Below are 24,645 nucleotides of genomic sequence, written 5' to 3' on the forward strand. Positions count from 1 at the left end.
GGTGATGTGGAGGATGATGTCCTTCGCGGTGACGCCGGGGCCGACCTCGCCCTCGACGCGCACTTCCATCGTCTTCGACGGTTGCAGCAGCAGGGTCTGCGTCGCGAGCACATGCTCGACCTCGCTCGTCCCGATGCCGAAAGCGAGCGCGCCGATGCCGCCGTGGCATGCGGTGTGGCTGTCGCCGCAGACGATCGTCGTGCCGGGCAGCGAAAATCCCTGCTCGGGGCCGACGACATGGACGATGCCCTGTTCGGGCGCGACCGCGTCGATATAGCGGATGCCATATTCGGGCGCGTTCTTTTCCAGCGCCGCGAGCTGCGCCGCGCTTTCGGGATCGGCGATCGGCAGCTTGTTGCCGCCTGCGTCGAGCCGCGCCGTCGTCGGCACATTATGGTCGGGGACCGCGAGCGTCAGGTCGGGACGGCGCACCGTGCGCCCGCTGGCGCGAAGCCCGGCGAAGGCCTGCGGGCTGGTGACTTCATGGACGAGGTGGCGGTCGATGAAGATCAGAGCTGTACCGTCGGGGCGCTGTTCGACGACATGCGCGTCCCAGATTTTCTCATAGAGGGTGCGGGGCCGAGTCATGCGGGTTCACTTACGCCAGTCGAATAACAATGCAAGCGAGTGGGACACAAAAACGCAATTTTCGGTCGCGGCGCTTTCGCCCTTTTCTATCGTCACCCCGGACTTGATCCGGGGTGACGAAGGGGAGGGTGCATAGGGAAGGGAATGAGCCTATAGTTCATTTATGCCCACTCCCGCCATCCTCGTGCTGATATTCGCCACCGTCGCGGCGATGGAGGGCGTCGCCTGGGCGAGCCACAAATATATCATGCACGGCTTCGGCTGGGCGTGGCACCGCGACCATCATGAACCGCACGGGCACCGGCTCGAAAAGAACGACCTGTTCGCGCTCGTCGGCGCCGCGATGAGCATTTCGATGTTCGCGGCGGGCAGTCCGATGATCATGGGCGCGTCGGCGTGGGAGCCCGGAAGCTGGATCGGGCTCGGCATTCTCTTCTACGGGATCATCTATACGCTCGTTCACGACGGGCTCGTCCACCAGCGCTGGTTCCGCTGGGTGCCACGGCGCGGCTATGCGAAGCGGCTGGTGCAGGCGCACAAGCTCCACCATGCGACGACCGGCAAGGAAGGCGGCGTCAGCTTCGGCTTCGTGCTCGCGCGCGATCCCGCGAAGCTGAAGGCCGAACTGAAAGCCCAGCGCGAAGCGGGGATCGCGGTGGTGCGCGAGGCACTGGCCGACTAGGCCGCCCGATAATCCGCTATAATCACGCCCGCCGCCGCCAATTCCGCCTCATGGCTTTCCTCGCGCCAGCTTTCGGCGAGCGCCTGCCGCTCCCATTCGATCATCGCCGGATGCGCCAGCATATGATCGACCCACGCCTGCCCGGCGCCGACGTCGAGCCCATAGGTGCGAATCCGGAAAGCGACCGGCGCGAAGAAGGCATCGGCCGCCGAGAAATCCGCCCCCGCGAGCCACGGTCCGCCGAATCGCGCCAGTCCTTCCTCGAACAGTTCACGAATGCGCGCGACATTGGTCCTCAGCGCGTCGGACATCGGCTTCGGCGTCACCCTTACCCCGACGTTCATCGTGCAGTCGTTGCGGAGCGCCGAAAAGCCGCTGTGCATCTCGGCCACCGCGCACTGCGCCCAGGCGCGCGCGCCGGGATCGGCTGGCCACACGCCGTCGTGACGGTCGGCGAGATAGAGGGTGATGCCGAGCGAGTCGTGCAGCGTGCGCCCTTCGTGGAGCAGCGCGGGCACCTGCCCGGTTGGCGAAAAGCTGCGGAAAGCATCGTAATTCACCGGCGCCGCGAAAGGCTCGATCCTGTCCTCGAACGCGATGCCCAGCGCGCGCATCAGCACCCACGGCCGCAGCGACCAGCTCGAATAATTGCGGTTGGCGGTGATCAGCACATACATGCCTTGGCTCCTCTGCGGCGATGGCGGAGCCGTCTGATAGACGGCCAGCCGACGCCGGAGCAAGCGCCCGTGCGCTACTTCTTCAGGCTCGGCGCGACGGGGCTGGCCGCGCTGCCGCCGCCCGCCGCCGGCGGCAATTCGCTGAGGTCGAGCCAATGCCCATCGCCGCGCTTGTGATAGCTGTCGATCGCGGCGAACGGAATGCGGAAGGGAAATCCCCAGTCGCTGTTCCACAGCGCCACGACGCCGGTCCGCGTCGCCGGCTCAAAGATCATCGTTGCGCGATAGCCCGACACCGCGCCCGAATGGCCCTCCAGCCGGTGGCCGTCGTAACTGAAGTTCCGCCAGCCGAGGCCATAGGAGGCGTCGCTGATCGCCTGGCGCAGGCCGCTGCCATACAGCCGTTCGGTGTGGACGCGCGGCTGATGCGCGATCTCCAGCACCGGCTTCGGCAGCACGTCGGGGCGGAGCCCCATCATCGCCCGCATCCAGGTCGCGAAATCGACGATGTCGCTTTCGACGCCCGCGGCCGCGGGAACCCGCCAATAGGCTTCCTTGAGCGGACGGACCTGGCCGTTGCGGTGCGGCCGCGCCCAGTCGCTGGCGCCGGTCAGCCGCTTCATCCCATAGCCCGCGTTCACCATGCCGAGCGGCAGGAACAGCCGCTGCTCGACCGCATCGGGAAAGGGCTTGCCTGCAATTTGCGACACGATCTCGCTCGCGGTGTCGAAGGCGATGTTCTGATAGGTGTGACAGGTGCCGGGCTCGCATTGCAGCGGCGCGGCGGTCAGGCTGGCGCGGAGCAGCTGCGGGTCCTGCCCCTCTTCCAGCTTCTCGTCATAGGCATTTTTGGTGAGGCCGGTGCGCTGCGACAGCAGGTTGGCGACCGAGATTCGCGCCTCGGCCCCGCCCGGCAGGCGCAACGAGGTGCGCCAGTCGGCGACGGGCCGGTCGAGGTCGAGCGTGCCATCCTTCGCCAGCGCCGCCGCCATCGCGCCGGTCGCGGTCTTCGACACCGAGGCCCAGCGGAACAGGGTATGCGGGGTCACCGGCGCGCCGGTCGCCGCATCGGCGACGCCATAGGTGCGGACGAAGGTCAGCTTGCCGTCCTCGACCACCGCAACCGCGAGCCCGGCCATTTCGGGGCGCTGCGCCAGCTCGGCGAGTTGCCGGTCGAAGGTGCGATAGTCGATCCGCCCGCGCCATTTGTCGGGCGCATCGGGCAGGCTTTCGGCCGCGCTGAACGGAATGGCCACGCTGGCAAGCGGCTGTCCGCCCCCAAAGGCACGCAACCCGAACCAGCCAGTCAGCGCCAGCGCGGCGACGCCCAGAAGAACAACAAAAACCCGCTTCATCGACTCGTTATTGGATCGCGACCTCATATTTGGCCGTCGTCTTAGCGGCGACTTCCTCCGCCGTCACCCCCGGTGCGAGTTCGATCAGCCGGAACGGGCTCGCATGGTCGTCGCGCCTGAACACCGCGAGGTCGGTGATGATCATGTCGACGACATTCTTGCCCGTGAGCGGCAGGGTGCAGGCGGGGATGAATTTCGGGCTGCCGTCCTTGGCGTTATGTTCCATCACGACGATGATCTTCTTGACCCCGGCAACCAGATCCATCGCGCCGCCCATGCCCTTGATCATCTTGCCCGGGATCATCCAGTTGGCGATGTCGCCATTCTCGGCGATCTCCATCGCGCCGAGCACGGTCAGGTCGATATGTCCGCCGCGGATCATCGCGAAGCTGTCCGATGAACTGAAATAGACCGACTGCGGCAATTCGCTGATCGTCTGCTTGCCCGCGTTGATCAGGTCGGCATCCTCGTCGCCTTCATAGGGGAAGGGGCCGATACCGAGCATGCCGTTCTCCGACTGCAGCGTGACCTCCATTCCCGCCGGGATGTGATTCGCGACGAGCGTCGGAATGCCGATGCCGAGGTTGACGTAATAGCCGTCCTGCAATTCCTTCGCGGCGCGCGCCGCCATATCGTCGCGGGTCCAACCTTTGGTGTCTTGGGCCATTATTTCGGCTCCCATTGCTTGTCGGAGGGGAAGATGTCGGCAAAGCCGCCGCGGATCGACGGGCCGTAAACGGGGTTGGAGAGCAGGAACCAGCCATGCCCCCACAGATCGGCGATCGGGCCGCTCGTCGCGAGCGTCTTGCGATCCGCGACCGACAGCTCTTTCGCGTTGAACGCCTGCGCGAAATCGCCGAGCTGGTCGCCGCCCATCGCGATCACGCACCAGCGCGACGCGATCAGCGCGCGGCGGCCGTCCTTGCTCGCGCCGTCGGGCGTGTCGCCCATCAGGAACAGGGTCTCGCCATGCTTATATTCGCCCAGTCCGGCCGCACGCAGCGCGTCTTCGGTGCCCTTGGCATTGGCGGCGCTGCGGTTGGTGTTGACGATCACCGTCACCCCCGCGCCGCGCATGATGGTCACCGCATCGATCACGCCGGGCATCGCGACCGCCTTGCCCGCGCCGGTCTTTTCCCACTGGTCCCAGACCGCGGGATCGAAATCCTTGCGCTGCTCGGCCATGTAGCGCATCGCGCCGAGGTTCCAGATCAGCGTCTCGTCGGCGTCGAACACCGCCGCAAGCGGCTTCTCCCCGCAATCGTCGAAGCGCGGCGCGGCGGGCGTCGAGCCCTCGGCGAGCACGACCTGTTTGTGCGGGGCGGCCGAGATGGCGACCGCGCGGACATAGCCCGCCAGCGCGCGATAGACCTGCGCCGACGCGACCGCGCCCTCGGCCGAGCCATAGAGCCATTGCTGCCCCGCTGGCGGCGAGGCGGGAGTAGGCGTCTCGCCGACCTGCGAGGCGAGGACGTCGGCGCTCAGCGGCTCCTGCGCCGTTTGGGGCGCGGTCTGGGTCGAGGCGCAGCCGGCGAGCAGCAGTCCGGCGGCGAAGGCAAGGCTGCGCATCACGCCGTCTCGCGGGGACGGACGGTGCGGAATTCGATCTTCTTGTCGTAGGGCGCACCGACGATCATGCGCTTCACATAGATGCCGGGCAGGTGGATGCAGTCGGGGTCGAGGCTGCCCGTGGGCACGATCTCCTCGACCTCGGCGACGCAGATCTTCGCCGCGGTCGCCATCGGCTGGTTGAAGTTGCGCGCGGTCTTGCGGAAGATGAGGTTGCCGCTCTCGTCGGCCTTCCACCCCTTGATGATCGCGAGGTCGGCGAAGATGCCGCGCTCGAGGATATAATCTTCAGGTCCATTTGGCCCGTCGAAGCTCTTCACTTCCTTGCCTTCGGCGACGAGGGTGCCGACGCCGGTCTTGGTATAGAAGCCCGGAATGCCCGCGCCCCCGGCGCGGCAGCGTTCGGCGAGCGTGCCCTGCGGGCAGAATTCGACCTCGAGCTCGCCCGCCAGATATTGCCGCTCGAACTCCTTGTTCTCGCCGACATAGGAGCTGATCATCTTCTTGATCTGCCTGGTGCGAAGCAGCTTGCCGAGGCCTTCGCCGTCGATCCCGGCGTTGTTGCTGGCGATGGTGAGGTCCCTCGTGCCCGCATCGCGGATCGCGTCGATCAGCCGTTCGGGGATGCCGCAGAGGCCGAAACCGCCCGCGCAGATATGCATTCCGTCGAAAAGCAGTCCGTCCAGCGCGGCAGCGGCGTCGGAATAGCGCTTGTTCCCCATGAAACGGCCTCCTTGATGAATGATCGCGCGCGACCTTGGCGCATCCGACATATCAATTCTAATCATAGTGTTTTTAGGGTATTGATAAACAATGTCGATCAATCGCATTGCCTTCTATCATCTCGAAACCCTGCTCTGGATCGACCGGCTCGGCACCTTTTCGGCCGCGGCCGAGCGGCTCAACACCACCCAGCCCGCGGTCTCGGCGCGAATGCGCGAACTCGAACAGCGGCTCGGATCGGCGCTGTTCCGCCGCGACGGGCGCACCATGTCGCTGACTCCCGCGGGCCGCAAGCTGGTGCGCGACTGCGCGCCGCTGCTCCGCGACATGGAGCGCGCGCTGCTCGGCAGCGGCGGTTTCGCCGAGGCGAGCGGGGTGGTGCGGATCGGCGCGGGCGAGATTGCGGCGGCAAGCTGCCTGCCGTCCTTCGTCGCGGCGCTGAAGAAGGAAATGCCGGGCGTCGGCCTGGAGATCGAGATCGATCTGACCGCGAATCTGATCCAGCAATTGCTCACCGGCCGCACCGACATGGCCTTCGCCGCGGGGCCGGTCGCGCATCCGGCGCTGACCTCGCGCCCGATCGGCAAGGTGGCGCTGGTGTGGCTCGCCAGCCCCACGGTCGCCGCAGCCTTCGGTTCGGGGGGAGACGCGCCGCCGGTATCGATCTGGTCGCTCGCCAGCCATTCGCCGATCCACGGCCGGATGCGCGATGCGATCGACGCCTCGCGGATCGCGCCGCGCGCGCTCAATCTCTGCAACAACGCGCGGATGATGATCGACATCGCGCTCGCGGACGGCGGCGTCGGCATCTTTCCCGAACCGATGGTCCGCGACGAGGTCGCGCGCGGCGCGCTCGTCGAGCTTGCCGGGATGCCCCCGCTGGCGCCGGTCGAATTCCACGTCGCGATGCGCGTCGCCGATACCGAGCCGGTGCTGGTACGCATCTTCGAACAGGCCGCGCGCCTGCGGATCGCGCCGGCTCTTGATCCCGGTCAATGAACTCTTGTGCCTTGCGGCGCATTGTCCCGGTATCGCACAGCAAAGGAGGCTCCCATGCGCTCGATACTGGTTCATGCCGACACTGATTCCGCCTGCGAAGACCGGCTGCAGGTCGCGCTCGACCTCGCGCGCCGCTTTCAGGGTCATGCGACCTTGCTGATCGCGACGCCGCTGCAGCAGTTCGTCAGCTTCGACCCGTTCGGCGGCACCTATTTCGCTGCCGAAGCGCTTGCCGCGGCGCAGGCCGACGACATCGCGCTCGAAAGCCGCCTCGCCGACCGCCTCGCGGGCGAGGACGTACCGTGGGACATATTGATGGCCGACGGAGACACCATCGTCGCGCTTGCGGGAGCTGCGACCTTCGCCGATCTGGCGGTGGTCAGCCTGCCGCCCGCGAAGGAGGACTGGCGCGGCGGTCCGCCGGCGATGCTCGCGGGCGATCTTGCCGTGACTGCGGCGGCGCCGGTACTCGCGCTGCCGCGCGGCGCGAAACGGCTCGATCCTGACACTCCGGCGATGGTCGCGTGGAACGGTAGCGTCCAGGCGGCGCGTGCCCTGCGCGCCGCGATCCCGCTGCTCGCCGGCCGGCCGGTCGTCCTCGTCACCGTCGGCGGCGATGACGGCGATTTCCCGGCGACCGACGCGTTGCGCTATCTGTCGCGCCACGACATCCACGCCGAACTGAAGACGGTCGAACGCGGCGGCGACACGGTCGAGGAACGGCTCGAAAAGGAAGCGCTGGCCATGGGCGCCGGGCTGATCGTGATGGGCGCCTTCGGCCGCAGCCGGCTGCGCGAGACGATCTTCGGCGGCGTGACCCAATATCTGCTGACGAGCGGCCGGGTGCCGCTCTTGCTGGCGCATTAGGGCGGGCGAACCCGGCGCGTCATTGCGAGGAGCGAAGCAATCTCCAGCCAACGCCCTGTCCGGGCCATAGCTGGAGATTGCTTCGTCGCTACGCTCCTCGCAATGACAATTTGGTCTTCAGGGCAGCACGATCCCCAGCGCCGCCGACAGGTCGGCGAGCGCCTGCTCGCCGCTCGTCACCTTGATCGCGTGCATGCCGAGCGCGCTCGCCGGCTTGCAGTTGATGCCAAGGTCGTCGAGATAGATGCAGGCCGCGGGCTCGGTGCCGAGCGCCTCGCACATCATCCGATAGATGCGCGGGTCGGGCTTGCGGACGCCGACCTTGCTCGACTCGATGACATGGTCGAAGCGCGCCATGATCGCGGCGACCTCGGCCGCCATCGCCTCGCTGCGCGCCATGCCCGATCCTTTGCCGCTCGGCACATTGTTGGTGATGCAGCCGATGGTGAACCCTCGGGCCTTCAGCGTGTCCAGCGCCGCGACCATCGCGGGGCGGACCGCGCCGGCGAGCACCGCGAGCACCGCTTCGCCTTCGAGTTCGTGCCCCAGCGCGCGCGCTTCTTCCGCGAACAGCCTGTCGAACGCCGCCGCGTCGATCTCGGCCCGCTCGAATTTCGCCCAGGCGTTGCCGTCGGGATCGGCGCTGTTGACGCGGCGCACGAAGTCGCGCGGCAACCCGCGTTCCTCTTCCAGCCGGTTGAAGGCCTCGAAGGGCGAGGCGGTGATGACGCCGCCGAAATCGAAGATGACATGGGTATAGCGAGACATGCCGCGGCTAGAGCGCAGATTGACGTTAACGTCAACTGGTGCGGAGGAGCATGGCTTGGCTTTCGGGCCGCTCGATTGCCCATTTTCGTCACCCCGGACTTGATCCGGGGTGACGCTAGGTGACGGTAAAAGCGGGACCCCGGATCAAGTCCGGGGTGACGAGGAAATAAGGTCCTTTTTCCCTGCTGCGCCACCACCGTTCAGGGTTCGACGACGATTCCGGCCTTGGGATCGGCGGCGCCCGACAGCATTTCCTTGTAAGCGCCGAGCGCGGCGTCGCCGCCGCTCCGCTTGTCGATGCGGGTGAGCCGCGGCGCGACGTCCATGAAGCCGAGCCACGCGTCGGCGATCTTCCGCCCGAACGCCGCCCCGCCCCAGTCGGCGATGCGTTTCTGGCTGCGGCCGGGCGCAAAGAAACCCTGCCGCTCGGGCCCCGGCAGCGCGGCTTCGCCCGCGTCGGCGTCCCAGTGCGACTTGCCGACGATGATCGAGGCTTTGAGCGCATCGCCGAAATGGCTGTGCACCGCGCGCGTCACTGCGCCATTGCCCGCCATATCGACGAGCGCCGCGGGCGTCGCGGCGTTCAGCGTCAGGATGTCGTCATAGGCGATCACGCGGTCGTAGATGCGCTGGGCATCGAGGCCCGCGACATTGGCCTTGCTGGTGAGGCCGATCGTCTGCGGGCGCGGTCCTTGCCGCTGCGCGAGCGAGAAGCCGAGGCCGATCGCGGTCTTGCTCGACGCGCTCGCGATCAGGATCTGATCGGCGCCATAGTCGTCCTCATCCTCGAACTGGTCGGCGATCAGCCAGCCGGTCAGGAACAGCGGGCGGAAGACCGGCCAATAATCATGGTCGGCGGCGCGATAACCGTCCAGCGCCTCGACCCGCTGATATTGGTTATAGATCGGCGGCAGCGTCGTGCGGCGCGGCGTGACGTCGGTGAAACCGCCGGGGCCGATGGTCCCTGCGGTCAGGACGGCTTCCGCCGCCATCGGATAGTAGCCGTAGAAGCGGTCGCCGGGCGCGATACCCTCGGCGGCGCTTTCGGCCACGGTCGCAAAGCCCCAGACCGGAAGCCGCCCCGGCGTACCGCGCTCGGCGAAGAAATCCCAATAGCCCTGATCGTTTCCGAACAGGCCTGCAGGCTTGCCGAACACCGCATAGGTGATGTTGTTCGCAGTCATCGCATAGCTGTCGAGGTGGACGCGGATTTGACCGGGCGCGAGGGGCGTAGCGGGCTCGGCGACCAGCGTGGCCTCGGCGATGTCGTCGCGGCTGATGTCGATTGCCCAATTCATGTCCGCATCCCTCCGATAGTCTTGCCCGCGCGTGCGGAATGACCGATAGTCTTGCAGATGGCGAAAGTAGAGACAATCGCGGTAAAGCGCATTTATGACGCGCCCGAGAAGACCGACGGTGCGCGCTTCCTCGTCGACCGGCTCTGGCCGCGCGGCGTGTCCAAGGAGAAGGCGGCGCTGACCGCGTGGCTCAAAATCCTGTCGCCGACCGACGCGATGCGCGAGGAATTTCACCACGCGACCGCGCATTCTGACGCGGCATGGTCGGCCTTCCGCAAGGAATATTTCGCCGAACTCGACGCCGGTGGCGACGAGATCGCAGCGGCGCTGGCCGAACTCGACGCGGCGGCGAAGGCGGGTCCGGTGACCCTGCTCTACGCCGCGAAGGACGAGCAGCGGAACAACGCCGTCGCGCTCCGCGAGTGGCTGGAGCGGCGCTGAATTCTATCACGCGTCATTGCTTCGCTTCGCTCGCAATGACGAATTAGGGTTGCTAACCCACCGCCCCGAACAGCGACCCGATCGCGATCGTCGCCGCCATCGCCATCGCGCCCCAGAAGGTGACGCGAACAACCGGGCGTACCATCGGCGCATTGCCCGCCCACGCGCCGAGCGCGCCCAATATGGCGAGAAAGATCAGCGAAGCCCCCGACACCGTCCACGGCAATGAGCCGCCGCGATCGACCAGCACCGTCGCGAGCGGCAACGCGGCGCCGACCGAAAAGCTCGCAGCCGAGGCAATCGCCGCCTGAATCGGCCGCGCCCGCGCCTCGTGCGTCAGGCCGAGCTCGTCGCGCAAATGGCTGTCGAGCGCATTATGGTCGGTGAGCTGCCGCGCGACCTGCTCGGCGAGCGGGCGGCCGAGCCCGCGCTGTTCATAGATTTGCGTCAGCTCCTCGAGCTCGAACGCCGGGTCGGTCGCCAGTTCGTGCTTTTCGGTCGCGATGTCGGCCTTCTCGGCGTCGCGCTGCGAGCTGACCGAAACATATTCGCCCGCCGCCATCGACATCGCCCCGGCGACGAGCCCCGCGGTGCCGGTGACGAGGATCGACGATTGCGTCGCTCCCGCCGCCGCGACTCCCGCGATCAGGCTCGCGGTCGAGACGATCCCGTCATTCGCGCCGAGAATCGCGGCGCGCAGCCAGCCGACACGTGCCACGACGTGGGTTTCGCGGTGCATGATCCCCGGTTGCCCTTCGTCAATATTGCAGCTTGAGTCCCGGCCGTGCCCAGCGCGTCTTCACCAGCCGTCCGCTGCCCGACAGGGTCAGATAGGCGTCGCGCATGTCTTCGCCGCCGAACGCGATGTTGGTTGTGAAGATATCGTCGGTCTCGACGAATTCGACCAGTTCGCCCTCGGGCGATATCACGCTGATCCCGCATTCGCCGATCGTCGCGACGCAGATATTGCCGTTCGCCTCCATCGCGAGGCTGTCGAAAAACTTGTAACCCGCCGGGCGATAGAGCGGGATGCCCGGTCCGCCGGGGCCCGCGTCGGGCGCGACCTTGCCGGGGGCGGTTATGTTGAACTTCATCAGGCGGCAGGTGTAGGTTTCGGCAGCATAGAGCGTGTTGCCGTCGGGCGACAGGCCGACGCCGTTCGGATTGTTCGAGGGGAAGATCACTTCCTCGATGAAGCTGCCGTCGGCCTTGGCATAGAAGATGCCGACGATGTCGTGCGCGCGCTTCGCATAATCGACCTTGCCGTGATCGGTGAACCAGAAGCCGCCGTGCGTATCGAACATGATGTCGTTCGGGCCGCGCAGGATCACGCCGTTGTCGCCCGACTTATACAATATCTCGACCTCGCCGGTGTCGATATCGATCCGCTCGATCCGCCCGCCCGAATAGTCGCTCGCAATGCCGTGCGGGGCGAGATAGCCGTCCGATTCGACATAGTGGAAGCCGCCGTTGTTGCAGCAATAGAGTTTGCCGTCGGGACCGATCGCCAGGCCGTTGGGACCGCCGCCGGGGGTCGCGACAACCTCTTTCTTCCCGCCGGGCCAGCAGCGCGTGATGCGGCCCTGCTCGATCTCGACGACGATGACGCTGCCGTCGTCCATCACCACCGGCGCCTCGGGGAAGCGCAATCCGTCGGCGATCAGTTCAAACTCGGCCATGCTCTCTCCTTGCTCTCGCGCTGCTGCTGTGCTTTGCGCCCATCATGCCCGTTCGCACGCTCTTCGCCACACATTTTTACGAGGCCGACATCGGCAACCCCGAACTGCTCGAAGAGCTGGAGGAGAGCTGCCGCCTGTTCGCCGAGGAAGACGGCGCCGGTCGCGCGTGGAGCCGCGAGCATGGCTATAAGGGCTACACCAGCTACGCCAGCCTCGGCGACCTGCCCGAGCGCGATCCGGCTTTTTATCATCTGAAGAAGCTGCTCGACAAAGAGGTCAAGGCCTTCGCCAAGGCGAGCCATTTCGACCTTGCGAAGCCGCTGAAACTCGACAGCCTGTGGGTCAACATCCTGAAACCCGGCGGCACCCACAGCGGCCATATCCATCCGCACAGCATCGTGTCGGGCACCTTCTATGTCGCGGTGCCGCCGGGGTCGGGAGCCTTGAAGCTGGAGGACCCGCGCCTGCCGATGCTGATGGCCGCGCCGGGCCGCACCGGCGACGCGCCCGAAAGCCTCCAGCCCTTCGTCTATGCCGAGCCCGCCGCCGGCCGCATCTTCCTGTGGGAAAGCTGGCTGCGGCACGAAGTGATGCCCCATGCGGGCAAGGGCGAGCGGATTAGTATCAGCTTTAACTATCGCTGAGGCGATCCTATATCGCGCTCGTCATTGCGAGGAGCGAAGCGACGCGGCAATCCAGAGCCCGCGTAAACCGCTCTGGATTGCTTCGCTTCGCTCGCAATGACGAAGCCTTGGAATGAAAGCCCTGCCATGACCGCGACCTACGACGCCGACCTCCAGCTCTTCATCGACGGTGCCTGGCGGAGCGGCGAGGGGCGCGAGGCGCGGCCGGTCTACAACCCCGCCACCGCCGGCACGATCGCCGAGCTGCCCGTCGCGACCGCCGCCGACCTCGACGAGGCACTTGCCGCTGCCGCGCGCGGCTGGCCGGTGTGGCGCGCGAAGACCCCCGACGAGCGCGCCGCGCTGATGCGCAAGGCCGCGGGGCTGATCCGCGAGCGCGTCGACCATATCGCGACCCTGCTGACCCTCGAACAGGGCAAGCCGATCGCCGAGGCGCGCGGCGAGGTGCTCTCGGCGTCGTCGCTGCTCGAATATTTCGCCGAAGAAGGCAAGCGCATCACCGGCCGCGTCGCGCCGCGTCCCGCGGGCCAGCGCGCGATGGTGCTGCGCCAGCCGGTCGGCCCCGTCGCGGCATTCAGCCCGTGGAACTTCCCGGTCAACCTGATGGTCAAGAAGATCGCTCCCGCGCTCGCCGCGGGCTGCGTCGTGATCGCCAAGGCGCCCGAGGAGACGCCGGGCTGCACTAGCGCGATCATGCGCTGCCTCGCCGACGCGGGCGTCCCCGGCGATGTCGTGCAGCTCGTCTATGGCAATCCCGACATGATCAGCCGCCACCTGCTCGGCAGCGAGGTGATCCGCAAGGTCAGCTTCACCGGCTCGACCGCGGTCGGCAAGCATCTGATGAAGCTCGCCGCCGACCGCGTGCAGCGGATCACGATGGAACTCGGCGGCCACGCCCCGGTGCTGATCTTCGACGATTGCGACCTCGAGGCGACGCTCGACCGCGTCGTGATGCAGAAGTTCCGCAACGCGGGACAGGTCTGCGTCTCGCCGACGCGCTTCTATGTGCAGCAGGGCATCTATGACGCCTTCGTCGCGGGCTTCGCCGCGCGCACGAAGAAGGTGAAAATCGGCAGCGGGCTCGACGCCGATACGCAGATGGGCCCGCTCGCCAACGCCCGCCGCGCGCCCGCATTGCAGGCAATGATCGCCGACGCGACCGCGAAGGGCGCGCGCGTGATCGCGGGCGGCGAGGCGACGGGCGAGGGCTATTTCTTCCAGCCGACCGCGCTCGCCGATGTGCCCCTCGACGCCGATGCGATGAACAATGAACCCTTCGGCCCGATGGCGCTGATCCGCCCCTTCGGCACCGAGGAGGAAGCGCTCGAACAGGCGAACCGGCTGCCCTATGGTCTCGCGGCCTTTGCCTTCACCGAAAACGGCCGCCGTATCAACCGCATCGCTGACGGTATCGAAAGCGGCATGGTCGGGATCAACAGCTTCGTCATCTCGGCGAACGACATGCCGTTCGGCGGGATCAAGGAATCGGGCTTCGGCAGCGAAAGCGGGCCCGAGGGGCTCGACGGGTATCTCGTGACCAAGGCGGTGCATATTTATTAAGTACCGCGCCCGGCGAGCCCGGGGTTGGGCGTCGGTTTCGGGTCAGGGAGCGGCCCTTTCCCAATTTTCGTCATTCCCGCGAAAGCGGGAGTGACGAGGGCAGGAGATGCGGGATGTCAACAATCGGTCGCTTCCCGTCATTCTCTCCCGACGGCGCTCAGTCCCGCTCCAGCGCCACGAAATCGCGCGCCATTGGCGCCAGATGCGCGCCGCCATCGACGAAGACCGTCTGCCCCGTCACCGCCTCGGCGCGCGCCAGATAGACGACCGCGTCGGCAATCTGCCCCGGCGTCGGCAGCGCGCCCAGCGGCATGAGCTTGGCCAGCCGTTCGACCTGCGCGCCGGTATAATCCCCGGTCGCCATCGTCAGTCCCGGCGCGACGGCATTGACCCGCGCGCGGCCGCCGAACGCAATCGCCAGCGTCTGCGTCGCCTGCCACAGCGCCGATTTCGACAGGCTGTAGGCGATCTGGTCGGGCACCGGATGGACGACACGCTGGTCGACGATATTGACGATCGCCGGGCGCGCGCCTTCGCTCGCGGCGACGAGCGCCTTGGCGAGCATCACCGGCGCAGACAAATTCACCTGCATCATCTCGGCGAGCGCGGCGGCCGACAGATCGGCCCACTCGCCCTCGGCGAACAGCGCGGCATTGTTGACCAGCAGGTCGGGCGCGCGGCCGAAGGTCTCGATTATCCTCGGGATCAGCGCATCGACTGCGGCCGGGTCGGCGAGATCGGCGGCGAAGCGATGGTTGACCGCGCCGGTCTCGGCGAGCGCCTCGGCGAGAACCGGATCGGCCTCGGCATCGGTCCTTTTGTGGATCGCCAGCGCATAGCCCTCGCGCGCCAGCCGCGCCGAAATCGCGGCGCCGACGCGGTGGAGCCCGCCCGTGACCAGCGCCAGCTTCTGCGTCATTTGCGCGCGCCCAAACGACTTCGGCGCATCGTGATGCCGATCTCTTCGCCCTCCTCGGCGATCGCGAGCTTGACGATCTTGACCTCGACCTCCTCGACCTTGTCGTCCTGCAGGAACAAGGTGTCGATGATATGGTCGGCGACGCTTTCGATCAGCACGAAATGGACATCCTTGGGGATGCCCTCGGTCGCCGCGAATTTGAGGTGCATGTAGTTCTTCGAGCGGCTGAGCGGCGTCGTCGGATCATAATGATCGGCCATCGTCAGCTTCGCGCGCACCGATATGCGCAGCGGCTGCGGCAGGTGCGTCTCCTCGGAATAGATGCCGGTCAGCACGTCGACGGTCAGCCCGTCCACCTCGAGCCACAATGTATCGGTCACAAGAAATTCCTGTCGAGCGAGCGCGACATTCGGCTTTCCATTGCCGGTCCGCGACCCTAAAGCGCCGCCGCATTAGCGAAAGGGTGCGCGTTGGTCGAGTTACTTCCATTGTCCGATATCGAGCCGCAGGCGGTCGAGACGCTCCTCGACGCCGCTTTCGGACCGGATCGCTTTGGACGAACCGCCTATCGCATCCGCGAGGGCGTGGATGCGGTGCCGGCGCTGAGCTTCGCTGCGGTCGAGGACGGTGCCTTGATCGGCACGATCCAGTGCTGGCCGGTCGCGCATCGCGCCGCCGATGGCACTGCAACGCCGCTCGTCATGGTCGGCCCCGTCGCGGTGCGTCCCGACATCCAGCGCGGAGGTCACGGCCGCGCGCTGATGGCGCAGATGCTGGCGGCGGCGGAGACTCAGGCCGACAGCGCGCTGATGATGATCGGCGATCCCGAATATTATGGCCGCTTCTTCGATTTCACTGCCGACGCGACCGGCGCATGGGATGTGCCGGGGCCATATGAGAAGCGCCGCCTGCTCGCGCGGGCGGTCAACGGCCACAGCCTGCCGACCCATGCCGGGATGATCGGACCGCGCTAGGCGCACCGGAAAAACGCTGTCCTACATTCCTCCGGGCGCATAGCGTTGCGGAATGCTGTCCTTTCATGCCGCCGAACCCTGTTTTGCGAGTAAAGTTACGCAGTTTTCGGCCGTTTCCCGGTTCGGACCCGACGTCTTTCGTCGTCACCCCGGACTTGATCGGTGATTATCCCTTTTGCATCCATGCTCGTCATTGCGAGCGAAGCGAAGCAATCCAGAGTGGTTTACGCGCACTCTGGATTGCTTCGCTTCGCTCGCAATGACGAAAGAAAGACCATTCACGGATGCACAAGGGATAATCACCGATCACGTCCGGGGTCCAGCTTTCCACCGTTACCAAGCGGGACCCACGATCAAGTCCGGGGTGACGATAATCTGCGGGTAGTGCAAATCCCGTGTGAAGTTGCGCAGTTTTCCAAGGATCGCCAGGATGATCGAGCTGCGTCGGAAATTGTTCGCGCGGAGACGCGGAGAGGTCGCTTCTGCCGCGGAGCGGCTTTCGATCTTTCCCATTGCGGACAAATGCGTCGTTGAGAAATCAAGGGACCTATCGGCGCAGGCTTTCTCTCCGCGCCTCCGCGTCTCCGCGCGAACCCAATCTGTGCGGTCTCGGCGCGAATCCTGCATACGGCCGGACTTGCACCGACCGTCCATCCCCCTATGTCGGAGATATGGTCAGCCCCGCGCCTTCGCTTCCCAAGGATTTCTCGCAGCTCTCGCTCGCCGAAGCCGCCGAACTGCTCGCGGCGCGCAAGCTGCCGCCGGTCGAGCAATGGCACCCCGAACGCAGCGGCGACAGCGCGATGGAGATTCGCGCCGGCGGCAGCTGGTATCATGAGGGCGGACGCATCAACCGGCCCGCGATGGTGAAGCTCTTCTCGACCATCCTGCGGCGCGAGGCCGATGGTCGTCATGTCCTCGTCACCCCCGCCGAGAAACTGGACATCGCCGTCGAGGATACGCCCTTCCGCGCGGTCGAGATGAAGAGCGAAGGCGAGGGCGAAGCGCGGAGGCTCGTCTTCCGTCTCGACACCGACGATCTGGTGATGGCGGGACCGGAGCATCCGCTACGCTTCGGAAAGAACGCCGACGATCCCGATCCGCGCCTCCACGTCCGCGGCGCGATTGGCAATGGCCTCGAAGCCCGCATCGACCGTGCGCTTTATTACGAAATCGTCGAGATGGCGCTGGCGGACGGGACGGAGCCACCGGCGATCTGGTCGGACGGCGCGCGCTTTCCGCTGGTGGACGCCTGATGCTCTCGGCAAAGCTGCGCGGCGCGCTGGACAATCTGCTTCCCGAACCCGGCGAGGACGAGGGCTATCTGCTCCACGGCCAGACGCTGCGCGACGCCGCGGTGCTGATCGCCTTCACCGACCGCCCCGATCCCGGCGTGATCCTGACCCAGCGGCCGCAATGGCTGCGCAGCCACGCGGGGCAGGTCGCCTTTCCAGGCGGCAAGGTCGATCCCGGCGACCGCGATGTCGTCGATGCGGCGCTCCGCGAGGCCGAGGAGGAGATCGGGCTGCACCGCCGCGACGTGATGATCGCGGGAACAACCGACGCCTATCGCTCGGGCAGCGGCTATCACATCACCCCGGTGCTCGGCGTGATCCCCCCCGACCTGCCGCTCGACCCGAATCCCGACGAGGTCGAGGACTGGTTCGAGGTGCCGCTCGACATCCTGTTCGACCCCCAAAATTACACGTTGCACCATGCGAACTGGCAGGGGCAGGACCGCCATTATTACGACATGGACTGGCAGGGACGGCGAATCTGGGGCGTGACGGCGGACATCATCATCAACCTCGCGCGGCGGCTGCCGGCGGGCTGGCATCGATGAGGAAGCTGCCGGCCAATGACTGGCTGCGCGCGCCGGGCCTGCGCAGGATCGTCGCCGCGCTCTCGGCCGGTGGCGGCGCGGTGAAGATCGTCGGCGGCGCGGTGCGCGACACGCTGCTCGGCCTCGCGGTGGCCGACATCGACCTTGCAACCCCGCTGCTCCCCGACGAGGTGATGCGGTGCCTCGAGGCGAGCGACATCAAGGTCGTCCCGACCGGCATCGCGCATGGCACGGTAACCGCGATTGCGAGCGGCGAGCGGCACGAGGTCACCACGCTGCGCCGCGACGTCGAAACCGACGGCCGCCGCGCGACCGTCGCCTTCGCCGACGACTGGCGCGAGGATGCGGCGCGGCGCGACTTCACGATCAACGCGCTCTATGCCGATCCCAGCACGGGCGAGATCGACGATTATTTCGGCGGTCTTGCCGATCTGGAGGCGGGATGCGTCCGCTTCATCGGCGACGCGGCGACCCGGATTGCCGAGGATCATCTGCGTATCCTCCGCTTCTATCGCTTCGCGGCGCGCTTCGGACGCGGCGAACTCGAACCCGCCAGCCACGCCGCGGTGGTCGCGGCGCGCCAGTCGCTGAAGAGCCTGTCGCGTGAACGGGTGGCGGACGAACTGCTCAAGATCCTCTCGCTTCCCGATCCGCGCGCGATCCTTGACCGCATGGCGGCCGACGGGATGTTCGAGGTGATCCTGCCCGAGCTGGCGGCCGACTTCGCCGAGGCGCTCGACCGATTGCTCGCCAACGAGGCGGCGGCGGGCGTCGATCCCGCGCCGCTTCGCCGTTTGGCTGCGCTGCTTCCCGCCGATCCTGCGGTCGCCGAACAGGTCGCGAGCCGGCTGCGGCTATCGACGCGCCAGCGCAAGCATCTGGCGGCGCTCGCCGGGCATCGCGGGATATTGCCGCCGGCGCGCCAGCTTGCGCATGGCATCGGTATCGATGCGGCGCGCGATGTGTATCTGCTTGCAGGAGATAGGGGTGCTGCAAAGGCGGCGGTCACCGACTTGCGAAACTGGACCGTCCCGATGCTTCCGATCAAGGGCGGCGACATCATCGCGCGCGGCGTGACTGCGGGACCCGAGGTGGCGCGCATTCTCCGCGCAGTCGAGGCGGCCTGGGTAGCTGAGGATTATCCCGATGCCGCGCGCGTCGCGGCGCTCGCCGATCAGATGACCGGCCGCGTCCGCGATTGACGCCAGTAGGAGAGCGCGGCGCTCGCTTCCATCGGCCGCGCGAACAGGAAACCCTGTCCGAAATCGCAGCCGAGTGCCGACAGCAGCCGCGCCTGATCGACGGTCTCGACCCCCTCGGCGGTCGTCCGCATTCCCAGAACTTCGGCGAGGCTCTGGATGGTGCGCACGATCGCGGCCTTGTCGCGGTCCTCGACCATATGGTCGACGAAGCTGCGGTCGATCTTGAGCACGTCGAGCGGCAGGCGCTGGAGGTAGGCGAGATTCGAATAGCCGGTGCCGAAATCGTCCATCGCAACGCGCGCATCGAGCGCCTTCAGCTCGCGGAGAACCGACAGCGCGAGGTCGGGGTCGCCGATGATCGCGCTTTCGGTGAGCTCGATCATCAGCCGCTCGCCGCCGACCGCGTTCGCGGCGAGCGCGTCGCGCACCACCGCGGCAATGTCGTCGCGAACGAGCTGGATCGCCGAGACATTGACCGAAATATAGCAATCGACCGCCTTGCCGTCATTCTGCCTGTCCCAGTCGGCGAGCGTCGCCGCGGCCTTGCCGATCGCCCATTGGCCGAGCGGGACGATCAGCCCCGAATCCTCGGCAATCGGGATGAATTCGGTCGGCGGGACCGACTGGCCGTCGCCGGTGTTCCAGCGCGCGAGCGCCTCGAAGCCGGCGACCGTTCCGGTCGAAAATTCGATCAAAGGCTGAAAGTCGAGGTGGAGCCGGTCCTCTTCGATCGCGCTCCGGAGTTCGGTCTCAAGCCCGAAGCGATTGTCGGCGAGGCCCGCCGCTTCGGGTTCGTAGATTTCGATGCGGTCGGTTCGCTTGGCGCGCTTGAGGGCGATCTGCGCATGGCGGATCTGGTCGGCGATATCGGTGTCGATCACCGGCTGGATTGCGCAGCCGATCGCGCAATCGACGCTGACCTTCAATTCGCCGATGCGGAAGGGGTGATCGAAGCAGCCGCGGATGCGCCGCGCCATTTCGCGCACATCGGCCTTGCCGCCCGGAACGCGCGAGGAGATCGCGAATTCGTCGCCGCCGGTGCGCGCCAATATGTCGCCGCTCCGCAGGCTCGATTTCAGGCGGCGGGCGACGGTGATGATCAGCTCGTCGCCGGCCATCGGGCCGATATGTTCGTTGATGCGGCTGAAGCGCGCGAGATCGAGCAGGAGGATCGCATGATCGCCGCTGCCTTCGCCATCGCCGCGCTGTTCGACCAGCTCCTCGAAACCCGCGCGGTTGGGCAGGCCGGTGAGGCTGTCCGAAACGAGTTCGCGACGGAGGTTCCGCTCGGTCATCATCTCCTGCGTGCGGTCGATCAGCGTCAGCAGGAACAGCGAGCTGCCACCGCTTTCGTCGGCGAGCGGACCGATCGAACCGCGCAGGTCGCGGGCCGCGGGCCCCTTGCCGAGACGGCAGGAGAATTCCAGCGGTTCGTCCACACCCTGCGCGGCGCGTTCGATCATGCGGCGCAGTTCGATGGGAGCGTTCACGCCGGCGGGTGAAAGATCGAGGCGATCGAACGCCGCATTGCTTGCGTGCAGGCTGAAATTGCCGCGCGGCAGCGGGCGGATCAGGGCCGCCGGCACGGGAAGGGCGTCGATCCAGCCGACAAACAAGGATGGCCGGTCTTCGCCGGTTCTATCGATAGGCATAAGAGTGGGTTTTAAGCGACCTTTCCCCATTGGCGGTGACGTAGGGGACGGGAAGTAAAGAAGGGATTTACGGCAACATCCAAATGCGATCAGTTGAAGCGGTTGCTTCGCGGGAAGCCCGTCGGCGGCATCCGGCCCGACGCGCTGCGCGCAACGCGCCAGGGACCGAGGTCGGCCTCGGTCCGCATCCGCCCGGTATCGCCGCCCATCGGCCAGCTCAGCCCGTCGGCAAAGACGAAGCTCGTCGCATCGGACAGGCCGCCGTCGCGATATTTCTGCAGCGTTACCCCCTGGCCGCGCGCCATCACCGGCATTTCACTGATCGGGAAGACCACGAGCTTGCGGTTCTCGCCAACGACCGCGATGCTGTCGTCGTTCGGCGCGATCGGCCGGACGACTGCGAGCTGCGCCTTGGGCTTCAGATTGACGACGTTGCGGCCCTTGCGCGTCTCGGCGACGACATCGGCCATCTGCGCGATGAAGCCGTGGCCGCTCGTCGAGGCGAGGAGCAGGCGGCCCTCGGCGCTCGCCGGAACCATCGCGACGATGCGTGCGTCGGGGTCGATATCGACCATCAGCCGCAGCGGTTCGCCGAAGCCGCGCCCGCCGGGCAGCTTGTCGGCGCCGACGGTATAGAAGCGTCCGTCGCTTGCCGCGACCAGCAGCTTGTCGGTCGTCTGCGCATGCGCGGCGAAGGCGAGGTCGTCGCCTTCCTTGAACTTGAACTCGCTCCACTGATCGGCGGCGACATGGCCGCGCTGGGCGCGAATCCAGCCGCGCTTTGAGAGGATCACCGTCACCGGCTCCTTCTCGATCATCGCATCGAGCGGAATGTCGCGCGCCGGTGCCGCTTCGGCCAGCGTCGTGCGGCGCGCGCCGAGCGCGGTGTCGGGGCCGTAGACGGCGCGCAGCGCGCCGAGGTCGCGCTTCAGCCGCGTGCGCTGGCGCGCCGGGCTTTCGACAAGTTTGGCCAGTTCCTCGCGCTCGGCGGTGAGGTCATCCTGCTCGCGCCTCAGCTCCATTTCCTCAAGCTTGCGCAGGCTCCTGAGGCGCATGTTGAGGATCGCCTCGGCCTGGCGGTCGGTGAGCAGGAACTCAGCCATCATCACCGGCTTGGGTTCGTCCTCGGTGCGGATGATCTCGATGATGCGGTCGAGGTTGAGGAAGGCGATCAGATAGCCGCCGACGAGTTCGAGCCGGTCGTCGATCTTGGCGATGCGATGCTTCGAGCGGCGGACCAGCACGACGATCTGGTGTTGCAGCCATTCGGTGAGAAGCTGGTGCAGCCCCATCACCTTCGGCGTCCGCGTTGCGTCGAGGACGTTGAGGTTGAGCGCGAAGCGGCTTTCGAGTTCGGTCAGCCGATAGAGGCTTTCCTTGAGGATGTCGGGGTCAACGTTGCGGCTCTTCGGCACCAGCGCGATGCGAAGATCCTCGGCGCTTTCGTCGCGGACATCCTCTAGGATCGGCAATTTCTTGTCGGCGATCAGCTGCGCGATCTGCTCGATCAGCTTGCCCTTGGCGACGCCATAGGGGATTTCGCTGACGACAAGCTGCCAGGTGCCACCCGGCTGCTTTTCGATGCCGGTGTCTTCCCAGGCGCCATCGGCGGCCTTGCCGGTCGAAAAGCGCGCGCGGACGCGGAAGCCGCCGCGGCCGGTCTCATAGGCATGCGCGATCGTTTCGGGGCTGTCGACGATGATGCCGCCGGTCGGAAAGTCGGGGCCTTTGACATGCTCGAGCAGCTCGGCGAGCTCGGCTTTCGGATTGTCGATCAGCAGCAGCGCGGCGTCGATTACCTCGGCGGCATTGTGCGGCGGAATGTTCGTCGCCATGCCGACCGCGATCCCGCTCGCGCCATTGGCGAGCAGGTTCGGGAACAGGCCCGGCATGATCTCGGGCTCTTCGTCCTCGCCGTTGTAGGTCGGCTTGAAATCGACCGTGCCCTCGTCGAGGCCGTGCATCAGGTCGATCGCGACGCGCGTCAGCCGCGCTTCGGTGTAGCGGTAGGCCGCGGCATTATCGCCGTCGATATTGCCGAAATTGCCCTGGCCGTCGACGAGCGGATAGCGGAGCGAGAAATCCTGCGCGAGGCGGACCATCGCGTCATAGACCGCCGTGTCGCCGTGCGGGTGGAATTTGCCGATAACGTCGCCGACGACGCGCGCCGACTTCTTGTAGCCTTGGCTCGGGTCGAGCCGCATCGCGCGCATCGCCCAGAGTAGACGGCGGTGAACGGGTTTCAGCCCGTCGCGCAGATCGGGCAGCGACCGCGCGGTGATCGTCGAGAGCGCATAGACGAGATAGCGTTCGGACAGCGCGCTGTCGAACGGAGTGTCGATGCCGTCGCCCGGAGATTTTGGGGGCTCAGAAGGGGGAAGGTCGTCGGAGTTACTCGCCATTGCCGGGAGCCGATAGCAAGCGCGGCGTCACATGGCAAAGGGCGATCACCGATGGGGGTTCGCTTGGCGCGTCCTAATAGAGATTGTCCTTGTAATCCTTGTCGAGCGCCTTCTGCATCAGGCCGGGAATCGACACCGCCGCGCTCGCGATCCGGGCACCGAGCCCCTTGTCCTTGTTGAGCCGCATATGCTCGGCGAACATCTTGGCGGGTTTGATATCGGCGGGCGCGGCGGCGGCCGGCCAGAGGCCCGCGCGTGCCAGCGCGGCACTGGGCTGCAGCGCGATATCGAGGTCGCATACCACGGTAACGAGCAGCGGTGTCTTGCCCTGCACCGCGAAGGGCAAGCGCGCCGCCTCGTCGCTGATCGGCGAGGCCGTGCCCGATACTATCGCAACGGTGGAAGATCCCGGCAGCAGTAGCGCTGCGGCGATGCGCGGCTGCGCGATGATGTTGCGAAAACTGTCGGTGCGGCGGTTGCCGGGGCGGTCGGGGAACCAGAGCGCGCCGTCCGCCAGCCTTGCCATGCATCCCGCCGGGTCGCCCTTGGGGCTGAGGTCGGCGTGGCCCTGCGGGTCGACGGTCGCCAGCGCCATGAAGCGGCTTGCGGCGACGAAAGCGTCCACCGCGTCCGGCGCGGTGTCCAGCGGCTGCGCCGACCAGAAGTCCGAACGGATCAACGCCTTGGCGCAATGGACATAGCATTCCTCGACCGCGATCCGCGCCATGCCCCCTTCGGCGTCCGCGACCCGGCCGTTGATGCGCAGCGTCTCGCCGATGCCGGGCAGCAGGAACAGCGAACTGAACCCCGCGCCCGCCCGGACCAGAGCGGGATCGTCGATCAGGTCGAGCGGCACCGCCAGCGTTGCGGCATCGGTGCTCGCAAAGCCCGGTTCGCCGCCGCCGATGGTGATCGCGATCGTCGCCCCGTCACCGATCCCCGCGAACATCAGCGGCGACGCTGCGAGCCAGCGCTGCGCGGTCGCATCGACATGATCGATCACCTTCAGGTTGATCGCGGGCGGCGGCTTGCCGACCACCGCTTCGAGCGCGGCGATGCTGTCGATGACGCTCATGCGCTTGCTTCCGTCAAAGCTGCGGCCCGATTATCGGCCCGCTGCTGGGCCAGAGGCGGCCGGTCCGGCCGCAATAGGCGTCCCATTCGGCGCCGAAGCGGCTCGCCATCAGGCGCTCCTCCTGCGGAACGCGCAGGAACCACATCGCGGCAAAGGCGGGGACGACGAGCGCGCCCGCGATCCAGTTGTGGATCAGCAGCGGCTGCGCCAGCGCCGAAATCCAGATCGCGGCATACATGGGGTGACGGATACGACCATAAATGCCGTTCGTCACCAGCGCATGGCCGTCGCGCACCTCGAGGCCCGGGCTCCAGTTGCGGCCGAGGTCGGCGTGGCTGCGCCAGAAGAGCCATAGAAAGGGGATTTGCAACGCGGCGCCGATCCCTGTTGCCCAGCCGGGCAGGCGATAGTCGGCAAAGGCGAACAGCGGCGAGGCGAGGTCGAGCAGCGGCAGCAGCATCATGGCGAGGAACATCGCCGTCAGCAGCAGCTTTTCGGTCACGTCCTTGCGCGCATCGACGACGACATTGGCGCGGTTGCGCAGCGAGTGAGGCAGGCGGATCGCAATCGTCGCGACGAAAGCGCCGAGCCACACGAGCGCGCCCCAGCCATTGTCCTGCCATCGGAGCAGCGCCAGCAGCAACAGGGCCAGCGCAGCGATCGCGGTCGCTACTGCGGGAAGGCTGGTCATCATCGATCGCCGGTTCGCTTCGGACATAAGGCCATCC

General features: G+C 66.7%; 27 protein-coding genes. 10 read left to right on the forward strand and 17 right to left on the reverse strand.

Annotated elements, in window-relative coordinates:
- On the reverse strand, positions 1-588 hold a 588-nt coding region (locus tag ACE3SL_RS04400; protein ID WP_374524545.1), incomplete at its 3' end, for an aconitase family protein.
- 163 nt (positions 589-751) lie between these two features.
- Here ACE3SL_RS04400 and ACE3SL_RS04405 point away from each other — a divergent pair.
- The gene (locus ACE3SL_RS04405) at positions 752-1,270 is read left to right on the forward strand and encodes a sterol desaturase family protein (protein WP_374524546.1); all 519 of its coding nucleotides are present in this window, start codon (positions 752-754) and stop codon (positions 1,268-1,270) included.
- Here the strand turns inward: ACE3SL_RS04405 and ACE3SL_RS04410 are convergent.
- The 5 genes from ACE3SL_RS04410 to ACE3SL_RS04430 form a co-directional block, all read right to left on the reverse strand.
- Positions 1,267-1,947 carry a glutathione S-transferase family protein gene (locus ACE3SL_RS04410; RefSeq protein WP_374524547.1) on the reverse strand — a complete coding sequence of 227 codons (681 nt, stop codon included), beginning with the start codon at positions 1,945-1,947 and terminating at the stop codon, positions 1,267-1,269. The genes ACE3SL_RS04405 and ACE3SL_RS04410 overlap by 4 nt on opposite strands.
- 74 nt (positions 1,948-2,021) lie before the next feature.
- Positions 2,022-3,302 (reverse strand): serine hydrolase domain-containing protein, encoded by a 1,281-nt coding sequence (locus ACE3SL_RS04415; RefSeq protein ID WP_374524548.1) that lies wholly within the window; start codon positions 3,300-3,302, stop codon positions 2,022-2,024.
- Between the two features lie 7 nt (positions 3,303-3,309).
- Positions 3,310-3,969 (reverse strand): CoA transferase subunit B, encoded by a 660-nt coding sequence (locus tag ACE3SL_RS04420; RefSeq protein ID WP_374524549.1) that lies wholly within the window; start codon positions 3,967-3,969, stop codon positions 3,310-3,312.
- Positions 3,969-4,874 (reverse strand): HAD family acid phosphatase, encoded by a 906-nt coding sequence (locus tag ACE3SL_RS04425; RefSeq protein WP_374524550.1) that lies wholly within the window; start codon positions 4,872-4,874, stop codon positions 3,969-3,971. Before ACE3SL_RS04425 ends, ACE3SL_RS04420 begins: the two co-directional genes overlap by 1 nt.
- The gene (locus tag ACE3SL_RS04430; protein WP_374524551.1) at positions 4,871-5,593 is read right to left on the reverse strand and encodes a CoA transferase subunit A; all 723 of its coding nucleotides are present in this window, start codon (positions 5,591-5,593) and stop codon (positions 4,871-4,873) included. The genes ACE3SL_RS04425 and ACE3SL_RS04430 overlap by 4 nt, the downstream gene beginning before the upstream one ends.
- 91 nt (positions 5,594-5,684) lie before the next feature.
- Between ACE3SL_RS04430 and ACE3SL_RS04435 the strand changes: the two genes are divergently transcribed.
- Both ACE3SL_RS04435 and ACE3SL_RS04440 read left to right on the forward strand, forming a co-directional pair.
- Positions 5,685-6,593, forward strand: coding sequence for a LysR family transcriptional regulator (locus ACE3SL_RS04435; protein ID WP_374524552.1), 909 nt, complete (start codon positions 5,685-5,687; stop codon positions 6,591-6,593).
- 54 nt (positions 6,594-6,647) lie between these two features.
- On the forward strand, positions 6,648-7,460 hold the full coding sequence (locus ACE3SL_RS04440) for a universal stress protein (protein WP_374524553.1): 813 nt from the start codon (positions 6,648-6,650) through the stop codon (positions 7,458-7,460).
- 117 nt (positions 7,461-7,577) lie between these two features.
- Here the strand turns inward: ACE3SL_RS04440 and ACE3SL_RS04445 are convergent, their stop codons facing one another.
- Positions 7,578-8,228 carry an HAD-IA family hydrolase gene (locus ACE3SL_RS04445; RefSeq protein WP_374524554.1) on the reverse strand — a complete coding sequence of 217 codons (651 nt, stop codon included), beginning with the start codon at positions 8,226-8,228 and terminating at the stop codon, positions 7,578-7,580.
- 200 nt (positions 8,229-8,428) lie between these two features.
- Entirely contained in the window at positions 8,429-9,526 is a 1,098-nt protein-coding gene (locus ACE3SL_RS04450; protein ID WP_374524555.1) for a DUF2855 family protein, read from the reverse strand.
- A gap of 57 nt (positions 9,527-9,583) precedes the next feature.
- On the opposite strand from ACE3SL_RS04450, the gene ACE3SL_RS04455 reads away from it, so the two are divergent.
- Positions 9,584-9,967, forward strand: coding sequence for a DUF488 domain-containing protein (locus tag ACE3SL_RS04455; RefSeq protein WP_374524556.1), 384 nt, complete (start codon positions 9,584-9,586; stop codon positions 9,965-9,967).
- 52 nt (positions 9,968-10,019) lie between these two features.
- On the opposite strand, the gene ACE3SL_RS04460 is transcribed toward ACE3SL_RS04455, so the two are convergent.
- Positions 10,020-10,706, reverse strand: coding sequence for a VIT family protein (locus ACE3SL_RS04460; protein ID WP_374524557.1), 687 nt, complete (start codon positions 10,704-10,706; stop codon positions 10,020-10,022).
- Positions 10,707-10,725: 19 nt separating this feature from the next.
- Positions 10,726-11,646 (reverse strand): SMP-30/gluconolactonase/LRE family protein, encoded by a 921-nt coding sequence (locus ACE3SL_RS04465; RefSeq protein WP_374524558.1) that lies wholly within the window; start codon positions 11,644-11,646, stop codon positions 10,726-10,728.
- A 44-nt stretch (positions 11,647-11,690) separates the two neighbouring features.
- Here ACE3SL_RS04465 and ACE3SL_RS04470 point away from each other — a divergent pair, with 44 nt between their 5' ends.
- Complete coding sequence (locus ACE3SL_RS04470; protein WP_374524559.1) at positions 11,691-12,290, forward strand: TIGR02466 family protein; 600 nt, start codon at positions 11,691-11,693, stop codon at positions 12,288-12,290.
- A 126-nt stretch (positions 12,291-12,416) separates the two neighbouring features.
- The gene (locus ACE3SL_RS04475) at positions 12,417-13,850 is read left to right on the forward strand and encodes an NAD-dependent succinate-semialdehyde dehydrogenase (RefSeq protein ID WP_374524560.1); all 1,434 of its coding nucleotides are present in this window, start codon (positions 12,417-12,419) and stop codon (positions 13,848-13,850) included.
- A 157-nt stretch (positions 13,851-14,007) separates the two neighbouring features.
- Here ACE3SL_RS04475 and ACE3SL_RS04480 read toward each other — a convergent pair whose 3' ends face one another.
- Positions 14,008-14,769: an SDR family oxidoreductase gene (locus ACE3SL_RS04480; RefSeq protein WP_374524561.1), complete on the reverse strand. Its 762-nt coding sequence runs from the start codon at positions 14,767-14,769 to the stop codon at positions 14,008-14,010.
- Complete coding sequence (locus ACE3SL_RS04485) at positions 14,766-15,149, reverse strand: dihydroneopterin aldolase (protein WP_374524562.1); 384 nt, start codon at positions 15,147-15,149, stop codon at positions 14,766-14,768. Before ACE3SL_RS04485 ends, ACE3SL_RS04480 begins: the two co-directional genes overlap by 4 nt.
- Before the next feature lie 90 nt (positions 15,150-15,239).
- Here ACE3SL_RS04485 and ACE3SL_RS04490 point away from each other — a divergent pair, with 90 nt between their 5' ends.
- A complete protein-coding gene (locus tag ACE3SL_RS04490) occupies positions 15,240-15,743 on the forward strand; it encodes a GNAT family N-acetyltransferase (RefSeq protein WP_374524563.1) in 504 nt (167 codons plus the stop codon).
- Between the two features lie 333 nt (positions 15,744-16,076).
- Here ACE3SL_RS04490 and ACE3SL_RS04495 read toward each other — a convergent pair whose 3' ends face one another.
- The gene (locus tag ACE3SL_RS04495) at positions 16,077-16,256 is read right to left on the reverse strand and encodes a hypothetical protein (RefSeq protein ID WP_374524564.1); all 180 of its coding nucleotides are present in this window, start codon (positions 16,254-16,256) and stop codon (positions 16,077-16,079) included.
- Between the two features lie 158 nt (positions 16,257-16,414).
- On the opposite strand from ACE3SL_RS04495, the gene ACE3SL_RS04500 reads away from it, so the two are divergent.
- From ACE3SL_RS04500 to ACE3SL_RS04510, 3 genes are read left to right on the forward strand one after another with little or no spacing between them, the layout of a single operon-like run.
- The gene (locus ACE3SL_RS04500) at positions 16,415-16,999 is read left to right on the forward strand and encodes a DUF1285 domain-containing protein (protein ID WP_374524565.1); all 585 of its coding nucleotides are present in this window, start codon (positions 16,415-16,417) and stop codon (positions 16,997-16,999) included.
- Positions 16,999-17,586 carry a CoA pyrophosphatase gene (locus ACE3SL_RS04505; protein WP_374524566.1) on the forward strand — a complete coding sequence of 196 codons (588 nt, stop codon included), beginning with the start codon at positions 16,999-17,001 and terminating at the stop codon, positions 17,584-17,586. The genes ACE3SL_RS04500 and ACE3SL_RS04505 overlap by 1 nt, the downstream gene beginning before the upstream one ends.
- Positions 17,583-18,788, forward strand: coding sequence for a CCA tRNA nucleotidyltransferase (locus tag ACE3SL_RS04510; protein ID WP_374524567.1), 1,206 nt, complete (start codon positions 17,583-17,585; stop codon positions 18,786-18,788). The genes ACE3SL_RS04505 and ACE3SL_RS04510 overlap by 4 nt, the downstream gene beginning before the upstream one ends.
- Here ACE3SL_RS04510 and ACE3SL_RS04515 read toward each other — a convergent pair.
- The 4 genes from ACE3SL_RS04515 to ACE3SL_RS04530 form a co-directional block, all read right to left on the reverse strand.
- Positions 18,761-20,440, reverse strand: a complete 1,680-nt coding sequence (locus ACE3SL_RS04515) for a putative bifunctional diguanylate cyclase/phosphodiesterase (RefSeq protein ID WP_374524568.1) — start codon at positions 20,438-20,440, stop codon at positions 18,761-18,763. The genes ACE3SL_RS04510 and ACE3SL_RS04515 overlap by 28 nt on opposite strands.
- Positions 20,441-20,529: 89 nt before the next feature.
- Entirely contained in the window at positions 20,530-22,842 is a 2,313-nt protein-coding gene (parC, locus tag ACE3SL_RS04520; RefSeq protein ID WP_374524569.1) for a DNA topoisomerase IV subunit A, read from the reverse strand.
- 73 nt (positions 22,843-22,915) lie between these two features.
- Positions 22,916-23,917, reverse strand: coding sequence for a pyridoxamine 5'-phosphate oxidase family protein (locus tag ACE3SL_RS04525; protein WP_374524570.1), 1,002 nt, complete (start codon positions 23,915-23,917; stop codon positions 22,916-22,918).
- Between the two features lie 13 nt (positions 23,918-23,930).
- Positions 23,931-24,635: a protein-S-isoprenylcysteine O-methyltransferase gene (locus ACE3SL_RS04530; RefSeq protein WP_374524571.1), complete on the reverse strand. Its 705-nt coding sequence runs from the start codon at positions 24,633-24,635 to the stop codon at positions 23,931-23,933.
- Positions 24,636-24,645: the final 10 nt, after the last annotated feature.

The organism is Sphingopyxis sp. (assembly GCF_041916015.1).
GTDB lineage: Bacteria > Pseudomonadota > Alphaproteobacteria > Sphingomonadales > Sphingomonadaceae > Sphingopyxis.